This is a genomic window from Kitasatospora sp. NPDC001547 (genome assembly GCF_042894165.1).
GTDB lineage: Bacteria > Actinomycetota > Actinomycetes > Streptomycetales > Streptomycetaceae > Kitasatospora.
Window position 1 is genome coordinate 104,156 of sequence record NZ_JBIAVL010000019.1, and the last position, 20,213, is coordinate 124,368.

Consider the following 20,213-nt stretch of genomic DNA (forward strand, 5'->3'; position numbering starts at 1 on the left):
CCATGACGCCTTCGACGCCTCCGACACCCTCGACGCCCTCGAAGCGGGACCGCGCCGCCGCGCTGCCCGCCGACCTGCGCGAGGCCCTGCGGCAACGGCTGGCCGGCCGGGCCGGCGGCACCGGGGCCGCCGCCGAGCGGGCCATCCCGCGCGCCGACCGGGACCGCCCGCTGCCGCCCTCCTTCGTCCAGCAGCGGCTCTGGTTCCTGGACCGGCTGCGCCCCGGCGACCCGCGCTACAACAGCGCCGTCGCCCTGCGGTTCACCGGACCGCTGGACCGCACGGCGCTGGCCGCGGCGCTGACCACCGTGGTCGCCCGCCACGAGGCGCTGCGCACCGTCTTCGCGGAGCACGACGGCCGGCCGGTGCAGACCGTCGAGCCGGCCGGGCCGGTGGAGCTGCCGGTCCTGGCCCCGGCCGCGGGGGAGAGCCTGGACGACGTCCTGCTCCGGGAGTACTCCCGGCCCTTCGACCTCGCCCGGGGGCCGCTGCTGCGCGCCCTGCTGGTCGCCGAGGCGGAGCACTCCCACGTGCTCCAGCTGACCGCCCACCACATCGTCACCGACGGCTGGTCGATGGGCGTCGTCCTGGACGAACTGCGCACCGCCTACGACGCCCTGGCCCGCGGCGCCGAGCCGCGGCTGCCCGAGGTCGCCACCCAGTACCCGGACTTCGCGCTCTGGCAGCGCGAACAGCTCTCCGGCGACCGGCTGGAGCGCCAACTCGCCCACTGGCGGGAGAAGCTGGCCGGCGCCGTGCCGCCCGAACTGCCGCTGGACCACCCCCGGCGCGGCGAGGAGGCCGGCCCCGGCGGCCTGCACGCCTTCACCGTCCCCGCGCCGCTCACCGCCCGGCTGCGCGAGCTCGCGGCCGAACGGCAGGGCACCCTCAACACCGCGCTGGTGGCCGGCACCCAGGCGCTGCTGGCCCGCTGGTCCGGCCGGCCGGACGTCACCGTCGGCACGCTGATGGCCGGGCGCTCCCGCACCGAGCTGGAACGGGCCGTCGGCTGCTTCGTCAACACGGTGGTGCTGCGCACCCGGGTGGAGCCCGACGGCTCCTTCCGCGACCTGCTCGCGGCCGCCACCGAGACCGGCAACGACGCCCTCGCGCACGGCGACACGCCCTTCGAACGGCTCGTCGAGGCGGTCGGCGCGCCCCGCGAGGCAGGCCGCAACCCGCTGTTCGACGTCCTGGTGCTGCTGCACCCCGCGCCGCCCGCGGCCGGCGACCCGCAGGGCCTCGCCACCGCCCCGGTCACCGTGCCCCGGCAGGCCGCCACCTTCGACCTCAGCGTGGAGTTCGTCCCCGACGGCGAGGCGCTCGCCGGCGTCCTGGAGTACCGCGCCGACCTCTTCGACGCGCCCACCGCCCGCCGGATGGCCGACCAGCTGCTGCGGCTGCTGGAGGGCGCCGCCGCCGAACCGGACCGCCCGCTCGCCACCCTGCCGCTGCTCTCCGCGAGCGGGACCGCGCAGGTCACCCGGGAGTGGAACGCCACCGAGCTGCCCGTCGAGGCCGTCAGCCTCCCCGAACTGTTCCGCCGCCGGGCCGCCCTGACCCCGCACGCCCCGGCCCTGGTCGCCGGGGACGAGCGGCTCGACCACGCCACCCTCGACGCCCGCGCCGAACGGCTCGCCCGTCACCTCGCCGCCCGCGGCGCCGGCCCCGAGCGGCTGGTCGCGCTGCGGCTGCCGCGCACCGCCGACCTGGTGGTGGCCGTCCTCGCGGTCTGGAAGGCCGGCGCCGGCTACCTGCCGCTGGACCCGGCGCTGCCCGAGGAACGCGTCCGCCGACTGCTGGAGGACGCCCGCCCGGCCCTGCTGCTGGACGAGGAGACGCTGCGGGCCCTGCCGGACACCGACCCGCAGGACGCCGGCCCGCTCGCCCCGCCTGACCTGTCGACCACCGCGTACGTGCTCTACACCTCCGGCTCCACCGGCCGCCCCAAGGGCGTCACCGTCCCCCACGGCGCCCTGACCCACCTGCTCGCCGCCCACCGGGCCGGCTTCGTCGCCGACGCCGGCGGCGGGCCGCTGAACGTCGCGCTGACCGCCTCGTTCTCCTTCGACACCTCGCTGGAGGGCGTGCTGCTGCTGGCCGACGGCCACCCGCTGCACCTGGTCGACGAGACCACCCGGATGGACCCGGCCGCCCTGGTCGGGTACGTCGTGCGCCACCGGATCGACTTCCTCGACCTCACCCCCTCCTACCTGCGCCAACTGCTGCCCGCCGGGCTGCTCGACGACCCCCGCCACCGCCCCCGGGTGCTGATGCTCGGCGGCGAGGCGGTCACGCCCCGGCTCTGGCGCGAACTCGCCGCCCGCCCCGAGGTGGCCGCCTACAACTACTACGGCCCCACCGAGTGCACCGTCGACGCGCTCGCCTGCCGGATCGACGACGGCGACCGGCCGCTGGTGGGCCGCCCGCTGCCCAACGTCCGCGCCTACGTCCTGGACGGGCGGCTCCAGCCGGTGCCGCCCGGGGTGAGCGGCGAACTCCACCTGGCCGGCGAGCAGGTCGCCCGCGGCTACGCCGGCCGCCCCGGCCTGACCGCCGCCCGCTTCACCGCCGACCCGTACGGCCCGCCCGGCAGCCGGATGTACCGCACCGGCGACCTGGCCCGCTGGACCGCCGACGGGCGCCTGGAGTACCTCGGGCGCGCCGACGACCAGGTCAAGGTGCGCGGCCACCGGATCGAACCCGGCGAGGTCGAGGCCGCCCTGCTCGACCTGCCGGAGGTCGCCGGAGCCGCCGTCCTCGCCGTACCCGACGCCCAGGGGCACCACCGGCTGGCCGCCTACCTGGTGTTCGCCGACGGCGCCGCCCGTCCCGCCGCCGACCTGCGCGCGGCCCTGCGCCGGGTGCTGCCCGACCACCTGGTGCCGTCCTCCTTCACCGTGCTGGACACGCTGCCGCTCACCACCAGCGGCAAGCTGGACCGGCGCGCCCTGCCGGCCGCCGAAGTCGACGTCCGGGATGGGGAGTTCATCGCCCCGCGGACCCCCGAGGAGGAGACCCTCGCCGCCGTCTGGGCCGAGGTGCTGGGCGTGCCGAGAGTGGGCGTCACCGACAACTTCTTCGAACTCGGCGGCGACTCGATCCTGAGCATCCAGGCCGTCTCCCGGGCCCGCGCCGCGGGCCTGCGGATCGCGTCCCAGGACGTCTTCCGCCACCAGACCGTCGCCGACCTCGCCGCCGCGGCCCGCACCACGGCGGCGCCCGCCACCGCCGAACCGCGGCACCAGGCCGGGCCCGCCCCGCTCACCCCGGTCCAGGAGTGGTTCCTCGCCGCCCACGGCCCGCTGCGCCACTTCACCATGTCGATGCTGCTCGACCTGCCGTACCGGCTCGACGAGGACGCCCTGGAACGGGCGCTGGCCGCGGTGGTAGCCGCCCACCCCGCGCTGCGCACCCGCTTCACCCGCACCGGGGCCGCCTGGCGACAGGAACCGGTCGCGGACGCCGGAGGGCTGCTCGCCGTCCTCGAACCGGGCGCGGACCGGACCGGGGCCGCCGAGGCCGCCCGCGCCGCACTGGACCCGGCCACCGGCACCCTGCTGCGCGCCGTCCTGTTCCGGCCCGCCGCCGACGCCCGGCCCCAGCTCCTCCTGACCGCCCACCACCTCGCCGTGGACAGCGTCTCCTGGCGGGTGCTGCTCGCCGACCTGGAGCGGGCCTACCGGCAGGCCGCCGAGGGCGCCGCCCCCGACCTGGCTCCCGAGCCCACCGCGTTCACCGACTGGGCCCACCGGCTCGCCGAACTGGTCCGGGCCGGCGGCCTGGACCAGGACCTGCCGTACTGGACCGCCGAGACCGGCACCCCCGCCGAGCCGCTGCCCGTCGACCTGCCCGGCACCCCCACCGCCGGCTCGGTGCGCACCCTGCGCACCCGGCTCGACCGGGCCACCACCGAGGCGCTGCTGCGCAAGGTCCCCGAGGTCTACCGCACCCAGGTCAACGACGTGCTGCTCAGCGCCCTGGGCCGGGCCCTCGCCGACTGGACCGGCACCGGGCGGGTCACCGTCGCCCTGGAGGGCCACGGCCGCGAGGAGCTGTTCGACGACCTCGACCTCTCCCGCACCGTCGGCTGGTTCACCATCCAGTACCCCGTCACCCTCGCCCCGGCCGGCCCGGCCGACGCCCCCGACTGGGCCGCCACCCTCAAGCAGACCAAGGAACGGCTGCGCGCCGTGCCCCGCCGCGGCCTCGGCTACGAGGCCCTCGCCCGGCTCGGCTCGCCCGCCCCCGGCGCCGCGGCCCTGCGGGACGTCCCGCTGCCGCAGGTCTGCTTCAACTACCACGGGCAGTGGACCGCCCCCGCCGGCGGCGACTTCGCCCCCGCCGGCGAGGCCCCGGGCCGGGACCTCGCCCCGGACGAACCGCTGGACCACCTGCTCGACGTCTCCGCCGTCGTCGCCGACGGCGGGCTGGAACTCACCTGGCACTACAGCGACCGGACGCACCGGGAGGACACCGTCCGGGCGCTGGCCCTGGCCACCACCACCGCGCTGGGCGCCATCGTCGAGCACTGTGCCCGCCCCGGCGCCGGCGGCCGCACCCCCTCCGACTTCCCGCTGGCCGGCCTCGACCAGGCCGCGCTGGACCGGCTCGTCGGCGACGGCCGGGACGTGACGGACCTGCTGCCGCTCACCCCGCTCCAGGAGGGCATGCTCTTCCACCGGCTGGTCGGCGGCCCCGACGACGTCTACCTGGACCAGGCCGCCCTGCTGCTGGAGGGCGTCGCCGACCCGCAGGCCCTGGCCCTGGCCTGGCAGCGGGTCGCCGACCGGACGCCCGCGCTGCGCACCTCGGTGGTCTGGGAGGGCGTCCCCGCCCCGCTCCAGGTGGTCCGACGGAGCGTCCGGCTGCCGGTGACCCACCTCGACCTGCGGGACGCCGACCCGGCCGAACGCGCCGAACGGCTGGCCCGGCTGCGCGCCGACGACCTCGCGCTCGGCCTGGACATCGCCACCGCCCCGCTCACCCGGCTCACCCTGGTCCGGCTGCCCGAGGCCCGGCTCCAGCTGCTGTGGACCTCCCACCACCTGGTCCTGGACGGCTGGAGCCTCGCCCAGGTGCTCACCGACGTGTTCGCCGAGTACGCGGCGCTCACCACCGGCGGCGCGCCCGCCCCGGCGGTGCGCCGCCCCTTCGCCGACTACGTGCGCTGGCTGGCCGAGCAGGACACCGGGGCCGCCCGCGCCCACTGGCGGCAGGTCCTGGACGGCTTCGCCACCGCCACCCCGCTGCCCGCCGACCGGGTCCGCCGCGAGGCCCACCGGGCCCGCTCGGCCGGCGTCCACAGCGCCGCGCTGTCCGAGCGGGTGTCCGAGCGGCTCGCCCGCACCGCCCGGAGCTCCGGGCTGACCCTCGGCACCGTGGTGCAGGGCGCCTGGGCGCTGCTGCTGTCCCGTTACAGCGGCGAGCCGGACGTGCTGTTCGGCACCACCGTCTCCGGCCGGCCCGAGGAACTGCCCGGCGTCGAGTCGATGATCGGCATGTTCATCAACACCCTGCCCACCAGGGTCCGGGTGGACGGCGACCGCACCGCCGCCGACTGGCTGCGGGAACTCCAGGAGGCGCAGGCCGAGGCCCGCCGGCACTCGGCGGTCTCGCTCGCCGAACTCACCGGCTTCAGCGACGTCCCGTCCGGAAGCGCGCTGTTCGACAGCATCGTCGCCTTCGAGAACTACCCCTTCGACGACGCCGGCGCCGCCGGCACCGGGGTGCGCCTGGCCGAGGTCTCCTCCCGGGACGCCACCAACTTCCCGCTGGTGCTGCGCGCCCACCAGGGCGGGCAGCTCGGCTTCGACCTCGGCTACGACCCGGAACTGTTCGACGCCGAGACCGTGAGCGCCCTCGCCGAGCGGCTCCGCCTGCTGCTCACCGAGCTGGCCGACGGGCTGGAGCGCCCGCTGCGCGCACTGGCCTGGACCACGGCCGAGGAGCGGCGCCGCCTGCTGGTCGACTGGAACGGCACCGCCCAGGGCCGGCCCGGGCACACCCTGGTCGAGCTGTTCGAGGCGCAGGCCGCCCGCACCCCGCGGGCCGAGGCCGTCACCTGCGGCGAGGAGCACCTGGACTACGCCGAACTGGACGCCCGCGCCGACCGGCTCGCCCACCGGCTGGCCGAGCTCGGCGCCGCCCCCGAACGCTACGTCGCCCTCGCGCTGCCCCGCACCGCCGACCTGGTGGTGGCCGTCCTCGCCGTCCTCAAGACCGGCGCCGCCTACCTGCCGCTCGACCCGGGCCTGCCCGCCGGACGCCGGGACGAACTGCTGCGCGACGCCGCCCCGGTGGCCCTGGTGACCCTGACGGAGCCGGCCGGCGTGGACGTCCCCGTCCTCGCCCTGGCCGACCCGGGGGTGCGCGCCGACCTGGCCCGCCGCCCGGCCGGCCCGCTCGGGCCCGGCCACCGCCCGCTGCCCGAGAGCCCCGCCTACGCCATCTTCACCTCCGGCTCCACCGGCCGTCCCAAGGGCGTCGTGGTGCCGCACGCCAACGTGGTGCGGCTGTTCGAGCGGACCCGGGAGCTGTTCGGCTTCGGCGCCGAGGACGTCTGGACGCTCTTCCACTCCTACACCTTCGACTTCTCGGTCTGGGAGCTCTGGGGCCCGCTGCTGCACGGCGGCCGGCTCGTGGTGGTGCCGGAGGACACCGCCCGCTCCCCGGAGGACCTCCTGCGGCTGCTCGCCGACGAGCGGGTCACCGTCCTCAACCAGACCCCGTCCGCGTTCCACCAGCTGGCCCGCGCCGACGCCCAGCACCCGGACGTCTCCGGCAGGCTGGCGCTGCGCACGGTGGTCTTCGGCGGCGAGGCGCTGGACGTCACCCGGCTCGCCGACTGGTACCGGCGCCACCCCGAGGACTCACCGCGCCTGGTGAACATGTACGGCATCACCGAGACCACCGTGCACGTCACCCACACCGCGCTGGACCGGCGCACCGCCGCCGCCGGCGGCCCCGGCCCGATCGGCACCGGCATCGCCGACCTGCGGCTGTACGTGCTCGACGGCGACCTCGCCCCGGTGCCCCCCGGCGCGGTCGGCGAACTGTACGTGGCGGGCGAGGGCCTGGCCCGCGGCTACCTCGACCGGCCCGGCCTGACCGCCACCCGCTTCCTCGCCGACCCGTTCGGCGCCCCCGGCACCCGGATGTACCGCACCGGCGACAAGGCCCGCTGGCAGGCCGACGGCACCCTGCGCTACCTGGGCCGGGCCGACCAGCAGGTCAAGATCCGCGGCTACCGGATCGAACCCGGCGAGATCGAGGCCGCCCTCCAGACCCACCCGGGCGTGGCCCTGGCCACCGTCGGCGTCCACGAGGACGCTGCCGGCACCCGCCGGCTGGTGGCCCACGTGGTCGGCCGGGACCCGGCGCGGGCCCCGTCCGCCGCCGAGCTGCGCGCCCACCTGGAACGGCTGCTGCCCGCCTACCTGGTGCCCGCCGCCTACGTCCCGCTGGCCGCCCTGCCGCTCACCCCCAACGGCAAGCTCGACCGGCGCGCCCTGCCGCTGCCCGGCCCGGACGGCTACGCGGCCGGCCGCGAGCGCACCGCGCCCCGCACCCCCGCCGAGCGGCTGGTCGCCGAGGCCTGGACGGAGGTCCTGGACACCGACGGGATCGGCGCCGAGGACGACTTCTTCGCCCTCGGCGGGGACTCCATCCTCGCCGTGCGGGTCACCGCCCGGCTGCGCGCCGCCTTCGGCTCCGCGGACCTCTCGCCCCGGCTGCTGTTCACCCACCCGGTGCTCGCCGACCTCGCCGAGGCGCTCGGCGCACCGGGCCCGGAGACCGTACCGGCCGTCATCCCCGCCGCCGACCCGGGCACCGAGCCGCCGCTCTCCCACGCCCAGCAGCGGCTCTGGTTCCTCGACCGCTTCGAACCCGGAAGCACCGAGTACACCGCGCTGTCCGTGCTGCGGCTGCGCGGCCCCCTCGACCGGGCCGCGCTGGGCGGCGCGCTGGACGCCCTGGTCGAACGGCACGAGGCGCTGCGGACGTGCTACGCCGAGCGGGACGGCCGGGCCCGCCAGGTGGTGCGCCCGCCGCACCCCGTCGCGCTGCCCTGCGAGGACGTCCGGCCGCAGGACCTGGACGCCCTGCTGGAGCGGATCGCCGCCACCCCCTTCGACCTCGCCGAAGGCCCGGTGCTGCGCGCCCACCTCGCCCGCACGGCCGCCGACGAGCACGTCCTCGCCCTGGCCGTGCACCACATCGCCACCGACGGCTGGTCGATGGGCGTCCTGGGCCGCGACCTCGGCGAGCTGTACGCGGCCGCCGTCGAAGGGCGCCGGCCGCGGCTGCCCGCCCTGCCCGTCCGGTACACCGACTACGCGGCCTGGCAGCGCTCCCGCACCGCCGCCGCCGAGGCCGACCTCGACCACTGGCGCCGGACGCTGGACGGCCTGGCCCCGCTGGAACTGCCCACCGACCGGCCGCGCCCGGCGGTGCGCACCCGGCAGGGCGCGCTGGTCACCTTCACGCTGCCCGCCGGGCTGACCGCCCGGCTGCGCGAGCGCGGCCGGGAGGCCGACGGCACCCTCTACACCGTCCTGCTGGCCGCCTGCCAGGTGCTGCTGGCCCGCTGGTCCGGGCAGCGGGACATCGCCGTCGGCACCGTCACCTCCGGCCGCGAGCAGGGCGAACTCCACGACGTGGTCGGCATGTTCGTCAACACCCTGGTGCTGCGCGGCGACATCCGCCCCGAACTGTCCTTCCACGAGCTGCTGACCGCCGCGCAGCGCACCGTGCTGGACGCCCTCGCCCACCAGGAGGTGCCCTTCGAACGGCTGGTGGACGCCCTCCAGCCGGAGCGCGACACCAGCCGCACCCCGCTGTTCCAGGTGATGGTGGCGCTGCACAACCTCGGCGCCGAGGCGCCCCGGCTGCCCGGCCTGACGGTGGAACCCGTCACCCCGCCGGTCCGCAACGCCACCTTCGACCTCTCCTTCGACTTCGCCGAGCACGACGGCGGCCTGACCGGCTACCTGGAGTACGACACCGGGCTGTTCGACGCGCGCACCGCAGAGCAGCTGGCCGACCGGCTGACCACCCTGCTGGCCGCCGCCGCCGAGGCGCCCGGAACGGCCGTCGGGGCGCTGCCGCTGATGACCGGGGAGGAGCGGCGGCAGGTGCTGCGCCAGGGCCGGGGCGAGCCGCTGCCCGTACCGGACACCACCTTCACCGCCCTGTTCGAGGCCCAGGCCGCCCGCACCCCGGACGCCACCGCGGTGGTCGCCCGGGACGCCGCCCTGGACTTCGCCGCCCTCAACGCCCGGGCCAACCGGCTCGCCCGCCACCTGGCCGCCCTCGGCGCCGGCCCGGAGCAGGTGGTCGCGGTCCGGCTGCCGCGCACCTCGGAGCTGCTGGTCGCCCTGTTCGGGGTGCTCAAGGCCGGCGCCGTCCTCCAGTTCGTCGACCCGGACCTGCCCGAGGAGCGGGCCGACCTGCTGCTCGACGACACCCGGCCGCGCACCGTGCTGACCGAGCGGGCGCTGCGCGAGGTGCCGTGGGAGGAGCTGCCCGGCCACGACCTGACCGACGCCGAGCGGACGTCGCCGCTGCTGCCCCGGCACGCCGCCTACCTGATCCACACCTCCGGCTCCACCGGCCGCCCCAAGGGCGTGGTCGTCGAACACCGCCAGCTGGTCAACCTCGCCCACGACCACCGGGAGGAGCTGCTCGCCCCGCACACCGCCGACGGGGCCCGGCTGCGGATCGCGCTCAGCGCCTCCTTCTCCTTCGACACCAGCTGGGAGGGCCCGCTGCTGCTGGCCTTCGGCCAGGAGCTCCACCTGATCGACGAGGACGTCCGGCTGGACCCGCAGGCCTTCTGCGCGACGATCGTCGACCAGCGGCTGGACCTGGTCAACGTCACCCCGTCCTACCTGCGCGAACTCACCGCCGCCGGGCTGCTCGCGCCCGCCCCGCACCACCCGCGGCTGCTGCTGGTCGGCGGCGAGGCCGTGCCCGCCGCCACCTGGCGCGAACTGGCCGCGGCCCGGGCCGGGCTCGGGATCACCGCCTACAACGTGTACGGCCCCACCGAGTGCACCGTCGACGCCGCCTACACCCGCTGCGCGGACCACCCCGAGCGCCCGGTGATCGGCCGGCCGGGCCGCAACCTTGGCGCGTACGTGCTGGACGGCGCGCTGCGCCCGGTGCCGCCCGGCATGCCGGGGGAGCTGTACCTGGCCGGGGCGCAGGTCGCCCGCGGCTACCTCGGCCGGCCCGGACTGACCGCCGCCCGCTTCCTCGCCGACCCGTACGGCCCGCCCGGCGCCCGGATGTACCGCACCGGCGACCTGGCCCGCTGGGACGCGCAGGGGCAGCTGGAGTTCCTCGGCCGGACCGACGCCCAGGTCAAGATCCGCGGCTTCCGGATCGAGCCCGGCGAGGTGGAGGCCGCGCTGCTGACCCACCCCGGCGTCGCGGACTGCGCCGTCGCCGCCCGCGAGCAGGGCGGGCGGACCCTGCTGGTCGGCTACCCCGTGCCGGCCGGCGACCGGGTGCCGCCCGCCGAGGAGCTGCGGGCCTGGCTGCGGCGCACCCTGCCCGACCACCTGGTGCCCACCGCCTTCGTCCCGCTGGCCCGCATCCCGCGCACCACCGGCGGCAAGACCGACCGCCGCGCCCTGCCCGCCCCGCCCGCCCAGCCGGACCGCACCACCCCGTACGTGGCACCGCGCCCCGGCACCGAGGAGCGGCTCGCCGCGATCTGGGCCGAGGTGCTGGGCGTGCCGCGGGTCGGCGCCCGGGACAACTTCTTCGCGCTCGGCGGGGACTCCATCCTCAGCATCCAGATCGTCTCCCGGGCCCGCTCCGCCGGGCTCGCCCTCACCACCAAGGACGTCTTCCGCTACCAGAACATCGCCGAACTCGCCCTGTGCGCGGGGGAGTCCGCGCAGTCCCCGGCGGGCCGGGAGGCCGAGCCCACCGAGGCGCCGCTCACCCCGATCCAGCACTGGTACCTCGACGGCCGCCGGCCCGGCGAGGCGCTGCGCTTCACCATGACCCAGCGGCTGGCGCTGGCCCCCGGCACCGACCCCGCCGCCCTGCACCGGGCGGTGCTGGCCCTGGTGGAGCACCACCCGGCGCTGCGCACCCGGTTCCGCCACGGCGCGACGGGCTGGCACCAGGAGGTCCTGGCCCAGGCGCCGGACGGCGCCTTCACCCACCACCGGGCCGGCTCCGAGGCCGAACTGCAGCAGGCCGTCGAGCGGGCCCAGCGCTCCCTCGACCCGGTCGAGGGCCGGATGCTGCGGGCCCTCCACTTCGACGGCGGCGAGCAGCAGCCGGCCCAGCTCGTCCTGACCGTCCACCACCTGGCCGTGGACGGCGTCTCCTGGCGCATCCTGCTGGCCGACCTCGAAGCGGCCCACCGCGCCGCCCGCACCGGCGCACCCGTCCGGCTGCCGGAGCCGGGCACCTCCTACGCCCGGTGGGCCACCCGGCTGGAACGGCACACCCGCTCCGGCGCCCTGGACGGCGACACCGCCTACTGGACCCGCACCGGCCGGGCCCCGGCCGACCTGCCGGCCGGGCGGCCCGGTCCCAACACCCACGGCACCGCCGCCACCGTCACCGTGACGCTGGACGAGCCGACCACCGCGGCGCTGCTGCGCCGGGTCCCGGAGACCTACCGCACCCAGGTCAACGACGTCCTGCTCAGCGCCCTGGGCCGCACCCTGGCCCGCTGGTGCGGCCGGGACACCGTGCTGATCGGGGTGGAGGGCCACGGCCGCGAGGACCTCTTCGCCGACCAGGACCTCTCCCGGACGGTCGGCTGGTTCACCGCCGAGTTCCCGCTCGCCCTGCGCGTCGACCCGCAGGCCGGCTGGCACGACACCCTGCGCTCGGTCAAGGAGCAGCTGCGCGCCGTCCCGCTGCGCGGCCTCAGCCACGGCGCCCTGCGCCACCTGCGACCGTCCGCCCTGCCGGCCGACGCGGCCGCTCCGCAGGTCGGCTTCAACTATCACGGCCAGTGGGACACCGGCACCGGCGCCGAGGGGCTGCTGCGCGGCTCGCTGCCCCCGGCCGGTCGGGACACCGACCCCGACGAGCCCCGCCCGTACCTGCTGGACGTCGTCGGCGCGGTCCAGGACGGCCGGCTCGAACTGGGCTGGACCTACCCCGCGGCCCGCTACGAGGAGGCCACCGTCCGCGCCCTCGCCGAGCAGACGCTCCAGGCGCTGCGCGAGCTGGCCGAGCACTGCGCGGCCCCCGGCGCCGGCGGCCGCACCCCGTCCGACTTCCCGCTGGCCGGCCTCGACCAGCGGCAGCTGGACCGCCTGGTCGGCGACGGCCGCGACACCGAGGACGTGCTGCCGCTGACCCCCCTGCAGTCCGGCATGCTCTTCCACGGCCTGGTCGACGAGGACGGCGCCTACGTGGACCGGATCGCCGTACGGCTGGCCGGCGTCGCCGACCCGGCGGCCTTCGCCCAAGCCTGGCAGCTGGTCGCCGACCGCACCCCGGCGCTGCGCACCGCCGTGCACTGGCGCGGCCTGCCGCATCCCGTCCAGCTGGTCGCCCGCCGCGCCGCGCTGCCCGTCCGCCACCTGGACTGGCGCGGGCTGACGCCCGGACAGCGGGCCGCGGAGACCGAACGGCTGCTCGCCGAGGAGCGCGCCGCCGGGATGGACCTCGGCACCGCGCCGCTCACCCGCCTGGCGCTGGCCGCGCTGCCCGGCGACGAGGTGCTGCTGCTCTGGTCCACCCACCACCTGATCCTGGACGGCTGGAGCACCGGACAGCTGCTCACCGAGGTGTGCGAGGAGTACGCCGCGCTGACCGGCGGACCGCAGGCGCCCCGCCCGGTGCGGCGCCCGTTCGCGGACTTCCTGGCCTGGCTGCGCGAGCAGGACGGGCAGGCCGCCGAGGACCACTGGAGCGCCGCCCTGGCCGGGTTCACCGAACGGACCGCGCTGCCCTACGACCGCCGGCCCGCCGGAGCCCACCGGGCCCGCTCCACCGCCGCCGTCCACCGCACCCTCGACGAGGCGCTCTCCGCCCGGCTGCGGGAGAACGCCGCCGCCGCCGGACTGACCGTCAACACCCTGGTCGAGGGGGCGTGGGCGCTGCTGCTGGGCCGCTACGGCGGCACCGGGGACGTGGTCTTCGGCACCACCGTCTCCGGGCGGCCGGCCGAACTGCCCGGCGTCGAGACGATGATCGGCCTGTTCATCAACACCGTGCCGGCCCGGGTCCGGCTGCCCGCCCGCGGCGCCGTGGCGCCCTGGCTGCGCGAGCTCCAGGACCGGCAGAGCGACGCCCGCCGCCACGACCACCTGGCGCTGCCCCGGATCCAGGCCCTGAGCGAACTGCCCGCCGGGGAACCGCTGTTCGACAGCATGCTGGTGTTCGAGAACTACCCCGTGGACGAGTCGGCCGCGAACCGCACCGGGGTGCGGGTGGCCGAGGTGCGCGCCGACGACGCCACCACCTTCCCGTGGTGCCTGCGCGCCCACCTGGCCGGGCAGCTCGCCTTCGACCTGGCGTACGACCCCGCGCTCTTCGACCGGCGCACCGCCCAGGACGCCGCCGACCGCCTCGCCCTGCTGCTCACCGCCCTCGCCGACGGCCTGGACGGCGACCTCGCCGCGCTGGACCCCCTCACCCCGGCCGACCGCGAGCTGCTGGCCTCCTGGCAGGCCACCGCCCGCCCGCCGGCGCCGCGCAGCCCGCTGGCGGTCCTCGCCGAGCAGGTCCGCCGCACCCCCGACGCCCCCGCCGTGCGCGAGGGCGGGCGCGAACTGAGCTACCGCGGCCTCGACGAGTGGTCCGACCGGCTGGCCGCCCGGCTGCTCGCCGACGGCCTCGCCCCCGAGGACCGGGTCGCCCTGGCGATGGACCGCGGCACCGAACTCGTCGTCGCCCAGCTGGCCGTCCTCAAGGCGGGCGGCGCCTACCTGCCCGTCGACCGGCGCGCCCCCGAGGAGCGCCGCCGCGCGCTGCTCGACCGGGCCGGCGCGAAGGTGCTGCTCACCGCCGACCAGGTCGCCGCCGCACAGGACCACCCGGCCGGCCCCGGCCTGCCGCCCGCCGACCCCGACCGGCTGGCGTACGTGATGTACACCTCCGGCTCCACCGGCGAGCCCAAGGCCGTCGCCGTGCGGCACCGCGACGTGGCCTCGCTCGCCACCGACAGCCGCTTCACCGGCGGCCGCTGCGACCGGGTGCTGCTGCACTCGCCGGTCGCCTTCGACGCCGCCACCTTCGAGGTGTGGGCGCCGCTGCTGAACGGCGGCTGCGTCCTGGTCGCCCCCGACGGGCCGGTGGGCGCCGCGCTGCTGCGCCGGCTCGCCGGACCGGACGGGCCGACGGCGCTCTGGCTCACCGCCGGGCTCTTCCGGCTGCTCGCCCAGGACGCGCCGGACTGCTTCACCGGGCTGCGGGCCCTGTGGACCGGCGGGGACGTGGTGCCCGCCGCCGCCGTGCGCCGCGTCCTGGCGGCCTGCCCCGGGCTGACCGTGGTGGACGGCTACGGGCCCACCGAGACCACCACCTTCGCCACCGCCCACGCCCTCCCGGACGCCGCCGCGGTGCCCGACAGCGTCCCGATCGGCCGCCCGCTGGACGACCGGCGGGTGCACGTCCTGGACCAGCGGCTGCGGCCCGTCCCGCCGGGCTGCGCCGGGGAGCTCTACCTGGCCGGCGAGGGCGTCGCCCGCGGCTACCTCGGCCGCCCCGGCGCCACCGCCGCCCGCTTCCTCGCCGACCCCGCCGGCCCGCCCGGCGCCCGGATGTACCGCACCGGGGACCTCGCCCGGCGCCGCCCCGACGGCACCGTGGAGTTCCTCGGCCGCGCCGACGACCAGGTGAAGATCCGCGGCTTCCGGGTCGAGCCCGCCGAGGTCGAGTCCGCCCTCGCCGCCCATCCGGGGGTCGCCGACGTCGCCGTGGTGGTCCGAGAGGACCGGCCCGGCGCCCGCCGGCTGGTCGCCTACCCGGTCGGCGCCGTCGACCCCGGGGAGCTGCTGGCCTTCGCCGCCCGCACCCTGCCCGACTACCTCGTCCCGGCCGCCGTCGTCCCGCTCGCCGCCCTCCCGCTGAGCCGCAACGGCAAGGTCGACCGGTCCGCCCTGCCCGCGCCGGAACAGCGGCCCGGCGGCGGGCGCCGCGCCCGGACCGAACCGCGCACCGCGGCCGAGCGCCGCACCGCCGAGGTCTTCGCCGAGGTCCTCGGCATCCGCCCGCCCGGCATCGACGAGGGCTTCTTCGACCTGGGCGGCGACTCCATCCTCAGCATCCGGCTCACCGCCCGGCTCGCCGACGCCTTCGGCACCGACCTCGGCCCCCGCGCGGTCTTCGACCACCCCACCCCGGCCGGCCTGGCCCGGCTGCTCACCGAGGCGCCCGCCGCCCCGGCCCGCCCGCCGGTGCGCCCGGTGGCCCGCGACGGCGCGGCCCCGATGTCCTACGCCCAGCAACGCCTCTGGTTCCTGGAGCAGCTGGCCCCCGACAGCGCCGAACACGTCGCACTCGCCCTGCGGCTGCGCGGCACCCTCGACCGCGCCGCCCTCGGCGCCGCCCTGACCGCCCTGACGGCCCGGCACGAGGCGCTGCGCACCACCTTCGACAGCGTCGACGGCCACGGCGTCCAGTACGTCCACCCGCCACGGGCCGTACCGCTGCCGCTGCACGACCTCTCCGCACGGCCTGCGGACGAACGGCCGCGGGCCCTGCGCGAACTGCTCGCCGCCGAGCGCGCCCGCCCCTTCGACCTGCGCCGCGGACCGCTGCTGCGCGCCGCGCTGGTCCGGCTGTCCGACGGCGACCACGCGCTCGCGCTGGCCCTGCACCACATGGTCACCGACGGGTGGTCCACCGGCGTGCTGCTCACCGACCTCGCCCACCTCTACCGCGCCGAACTCGGCACCGCGCAGGCCCCGTTGGCGCCGCTGCCGGTGCAGTACGCCGACTACGCCCACTGGCAGCGCACCGACGGGGCCACCGCCGACGGGCAACTCGACTACTGGAGGAGCCGACTGGCCGGCCTGGCACCCCTGCGGCTGCCCACCGACCGGCCCCGGCCCGCGGTGCGCACCGGCAACGGCGCCACCGTCCGGCTGGAGCTGTCCGCCGACACCGCCCGCCGGCTGGCCGAGGTCGGCCGGGAACGCGGCGCCACCCTGTTCACCACCCTGGTCGCCGCCGCCCAGGCCTACCTGGCCCGGCTCGCCGGGGACACCGACATCGCCGTCGGCACCATCACCTCCGGCCGCCACCGGCCCGAGGTCCAGCAGCTGGTCGGATTCTTCGTCAACACCCTGGTGCTGCGCTCCCGGGTCGAGCCCGGGCAGCCCTTCGACGCCCTCCTCGGCGAGGTGCGGCAGACCGTCCTGGACGCCTTCGCCCACCAGGACGTGCCCTTCGAGAAGGTGGTCGACGCGGTCCAGCCGGAGCGCGACACCAGCCGCAGCCCGCTCTTCCAGGTCCACGTGGTGCTCCAGAACGCCCCGTCCGGCGAAGTCGACCTGCCGGGCCTCGACGTGACCGGCATCGAGACCGACACCCTCCGGACGGTCTTCGACCTCGTGCTGGAGTTCGTCGAGGCCGCGGACGGCGCGCTGCACGGCCTGGTCACCTACAGCACCGACCTGTTCGACCCGGCCACCGTCGAACGGATGGCGGCCCAGCTCACCACCCTGCTGACCGCCGTCGCCCGGGACCCGGGATGCGCCGTCGGCGCGCTGCCGCTGGCCGGGGCGGAGGAGCCCGCCGCCGAACCGGCCGGGGGCTTGCGCCCGGTGCCCGAGGCGACCCTGCCCGAGCTGTTCGAGCGCCGGGCCGCCGCCACCCCCGAGGCGCCGGCGCTGCTCGACGGCGACCGGACGCTCTCCTACGCCGAACTGGACCGGGCCGCCAACCGGCTGGCCCACCACCTGATCGGGCGCGGCGTCGGACCGGAGCGGCTGGTCGCCCTCGCCCTGCCCCGCTCGGCCGCCATGACGGTCGCCCAGCTCGCCGTCACCAAGGCCGGCGGCGCCTTCCTCCCGGTCGACCCGGACTACCCGGCACCCCGCCGGGAGTTCATGGTCCGCGACGCCGGCGCCCATCTGGTGCTCGACGACCCGGCCGGGGTCTGGGCCGCCGAAGGACCGGACACCCCGCCCACCGACGCCGACCGCCGCGCCCCGCTCACCCCCGCCCACCCCGCCTACGCGATCTACACCTCCGGCTCCACCGGCACCCCCAAGGGCGTCCTGGTCACCCACGCCGGCCTCGCCGTCTTCGCGGCGGCCGCCGCCGAGCAGTACGCCGTCGGCCCCGGCGACCGGGTCCTCCAGTTCGCCTCGCCCAGCTTCGACGCCTCCGTGCTGGAGCTGTGCATCTCCCTGCTCTCCGGAGCCGCCCTGGTCACCGGCGAGCAGGGCCCGCTGGTCGGCGAACGGCTCGCCGAGGTGCTGACCGCACGCCGGATCAGCCACACCCTGATCCCCCCGGCGGCCCTCGCCACCGTGGAACCGGGGACGGCCGCCGCCCTGCCCGGGCTGCGCACCCTGGTGGTGGGCGCCGAGGCCTGCCCCGCCGACCTGGTCGACACCTGGGCCCCCGGCCGACGGATGATCAACTCCTACGGCCCCACCGAGGCCACCGTCGTCGCCACCTGGACCGGCCCGCTCGCCCCCGGCACCGGCAGCCCCGCCATCGGCCGCCCCAGCGGCGCCACCCGCGCCTACGTCCTGGACACCGCCCTGCGGCCGGTACCGCCCGGCATCACCGGCGAGCTCTACCTGGCCGGCCCCGGCCTCGCCCGCGGCTACCTCGGCCGCCCGGGCCTCACCGCCCAGCGCTTCCTGCCCGACCCGTACGGCCCGCCCGGCGAGCGGATGTACCGCACCGGCGACCTCGCCCGCCGCGAGGCCGACGGCGTGCTGCGCTTCGCCGGACGCGCCGACGAACAGGTCAAGCTGCGCGGCCACCGGATCGAACCGGGGGAGATCGAGAGCGCCCTGCGCCGCAGCCCCCTGGTGCGCGACGCCGCCGTCACCGTCCGCACCGACGGCCCCTCCGGCGGCCGGCTCGTCGGCTACGTCGTCCCCGCGGACCCCGCCGCCGGCGCACCCGCCCTCGAACTCCGGCTCCACCTCGGCGAGTTCCTTCCGCCGCAGCTCGTCCCCTCGGCCTTCGTCGCGGTGGACCGGCTCCCGCTCACCCCCAACGGCAAGCTCGACCGGCGGGCCCTGCCCGACCCCGGCCCGGCCCAGGCCCCGGCCGGCCCCGGCCGGGCCCCGGAGACCGACCTCGAACGCCGGATCGCCCGGATCTGGGCGGACGTCCTCGGCCTCGACCAGGTCGGCGCCGACGACAACTTCTTCCTGCTCGGCGGCGACTCCATCCTCAGCATGCAGGTGGTCTCCCGGCTGCGCCGGGACGGCCTCCACCTGGCCACCCGGGACCTGTTCAGCCACCAGACCGTCGCCGCACTGGCCACCGTCGTCCGCACCGCCGCCGAACCCGCGGACGACGGCCCGGTGACCGGCGACGTACCGCTCACCCCCATCCAGGAGTGGTTCCTCACCACCCCGCGCGCCGCCCACCACCACTTCAACCAGTCCACCCTGCTCGAACTCACCGCCGACCCCGACCCCCGGGCGCTGCGCGCCGCCCTCTATGCCCTGCTGGAGCACCACGACGGCCTGCGGATGCGCTTCACCCGCGACGAGGCCGGCTGGCACCAGTTCAACCCGCCGCCCGCCCCCGTCGAGGACCTCCTGTCCCGCTACGACCTGACCGGCCAGGACACCGAGGCCGCCGACGCGGCCATGGCCAAGGCCGCCGACGAACTGCACGCCGGCTTCGACCTCGCCCACGGACCGCTGCTGCGCGCCGCCCTGTTCACCGGCCACCCCGACCACCCGGCACTGCTGCTCCTGGTCGCCCACCACCTGGTCGTCGACGCCGTCTCCTGGCGGGTGCTGCGCGACGACCTGGACAGCGCCCACCGGCAGGCCGTCCGCGGTGGGGCGATCACCCTGGGGGAGCGCACCACCTCCTTCCGGGACTGGGCGCACCGGCTCGCGGCGCATGTCGCCGAGGGCGGCCTGGACCACGAACTCCCGTACTGGGAGCAGGCGGTGGGTGCCCGTGCGGCCCTGCCGGGCGGCCCGGCCGGCCCCGGCGACGGCGGGAGCGCGGCGGTCACCGTCGAACTCGACGAGGCGGACACCGAGGCGCTGCTGCGCGCCGCCCCCGCCGCCTACCGCACCCGGGTCAACGACGTGCTGCTGGCCGCCCTCGCCCTCGCCCTGGCCCGCTGGAGCGGCCGGCCGCGGGTCGCCCTCGACCTGGAGGGGCACGGCCGGGAGGACCTGCTGGACGGCGTCGACCTGTCCCGTACGGTCGGCTGGTTCACCACCGTCCACCCCGTCGCCTTCGACGTCCCCGACCCCGCGGACCTCGGCCCGGACCGCGACTGGCGCGCCCTGGTGAAGACCGTCCGCCGGCAGCTGCGCGCGGTGCCCGGCAACGGCCTGGGCTTCGGCGCCCTGCGGACCTTCGGCAGCGCCGAGGTCCGCGAGCGCCTCGCCGCCGGCGGGCACGGCCAGGTGGTCTTCAACTACCTCGGCCAGTGGGACTCGCGGCCCGAGGACGCCGCAGACGGCCTGGTCCGCGCCGAACTCGGCTCCTTCGGCCAGGACCACGACCCCCGGGACGGCGGCTCCCACCCGCTGGAGGTGGTCGGCGCGGCCCAGCACGGACGCCTCGCCTTCACCTGGCACCACCGGCCCGCCGTCCACACCACCGAGGCCGTCCGCCGGGCCGCCGAGGACTTCGCCACCGCCCTGCGGCGGATCGCCCGGCACGCCCGGGAAGGACGATGAGCGAACCCCCACCCGCCACGACCGACCGACCGACACGACCTCACCGATGATGACGAAGGAGACCGACATGGACGAGAACACCCGTTACCAGGTGCTGCGCAACGACGAGGAGCAGTACTCCCTCTGGCCCGCCGACCTGGAGGTACCGGCCGGCTGGCAGCCCGTCGGCACCGAGGGCACCGAGGCCGAGTGCACCGCCTACGTCGACGAGGTGTGGACCGACATGCGCCCGAAGAGCCTGCGCGAGCGCATGGAGAAGGCCGGGGCCTGACCGCCGCCGGGAGGGGCCGCCGGTCGCACCCGCGCGACCGGCGGCCCCTCCCGGCCGCCGCACCACCACAGCACCGCACTACCGAACCACCGCACCGCCGCAGCACC

The 20,213-nt window shown here is 77.3% G+C and carries 2 protein-coding genes; both read left to right on the plus strand.

Translation table 11 applies throughout. The features are described 5' to 3' along the window. The first annotated feature begins 2 nt into the window (after positions 1-2). On the plus strand, positions 3-19,835 hold the full coding sequence (locus tag ACFY0X_RS28580) for a non-ribosomal peptide synthase/polyketide synthase (protein WP_387758793.1): 19,833 nt from the start codon (positions 3-5) through the stop codon (positions 19,833-19,835). A 67-nt stretch (positions 19,836-19,902) separates the two neighbouring features. After that, positions 19,903-20,106 carry an MbtH family protein gene (locus tag ACFY0X_RS28585; protein ID WP_387758795.1) on the plus strand — a complete coding sequence of 68 codons (204 nt, stop codon included), beginning with the start codon at positions 19,903-19,905 and terminating at the stop codon, positions 20,104-20,106. Positions 20,107-20,213: the final 107 nt, after the last annotated feature.